This window comes from Bacillus sp. AF62, from assembly GCF_050312695.1.
Classification (GTDB): Bacteria; Bacillota; Bacilli; order Bacillales; family Bacillaceae_G; genus Bacillus_A; species Bacillus_A cereus.
Genome location: NZ_JBNPJZ010000211.1, coordinates 1 through 852, shown reverse-complemented (window position 1 = coordinate 852; position 852 = coordinate 1). Strand labels below are relative to the sequence as shown.

Here is an 852-nt window from a genome sequence, read left to right as displayed (position 1 = left end):
ACAATCCATTTCATATATGAAGGAGGAAATAGAATGAACAAAACTGTAAAATATGCAATTCGATTTCTAGCTGTACCTTTTGTAACAGGCGCAGTTCTGTTTAGTACAGTGGGACCGCAGTATGTCCAAGCAGCTAGTGAACCCTCTCTACAAGCACAAAGAAATGAAGTGGGAACATTAGAAATTATATTGACAGCCATAGAATGGAAATATAATCATAGTGAACCAGGGGGATTTAAGTATTATCCTGGAAACAATTTAGCGAATGTAGGATTTACAATCTATAATAAAAAGGACAATACAGCGTATGCAAAGAAACGAACAGATAAAAATGGAAAAGTATCGTTTCAACTTCCTTTGAATCTTTCTTTTTCCTGTAAACAAACATCCGTATATCCTGAAACAAATGGAGGGAGATATGTACCGGAGACAAGAACGTTTTCTGGATCTTTTAAAACAAACGGAGAAATCTATCAGCATACTGTGTATAATATGTTCACATTATATTAAAAAACCATCCCCTTTGAAAAACGATTTCAGTTTTTCAAAGGGGATTAACGTACTAGCAATTATGTAAATATTTTAGTATAAGTCTATTTATGAGTTCCAAATTTGCTGTACTCATTCAGGATGATCAATAAATGGGTTCCGATTCTGTTGATACTTTTTGTATAAATCAGTTCATTATGCCTTCATTCAAAATGATCCACGAGATCCTGTTCATGCCATTGTAATAAGACCGATATTCGTCCCAGAGGGTGTTGCAAAACTCATGAATATCCAAAAATGAATGCATAAAGAAATCCGTTTTCCTGGAAGAATGATAGTATCCCAAAACTATCTCCAGAAAGG

Annotated in this window: 1 protein-coding gene and 1 pseudogene; one reads left to right on the top strand and one right to left on the bottom strand. The window is 34.4% G+C overall.

Annotation, left to right across the window (positions count from 1 at the left end; genetic code table 11):
- Positions 1-33: 33 nt before the first annotated feature.
- A complete protein-coding gene (locus ACQRBL_RS32335) occupies positions 34-510 on the top strand; it encodes a SpaA isopeptide-forming pilin-related protein (RefSeq protein ID WP_197230535.1) in 477 nt (158 codons plus the stop codon).
- A gap of 111 nt (positions 511-621) precedes the next feature.
- Here the strand turns inward: ACQRBL_RS32335 and ACQRBL_RS32330 are convergent.
- Positions 622-752, bottom strand: a pseudogene (locus ACQRBL_RS32330) (endonuclease); the annotation flags it as partial.
- Positions 753-852 lie beyond the last annotated feature (100 nt).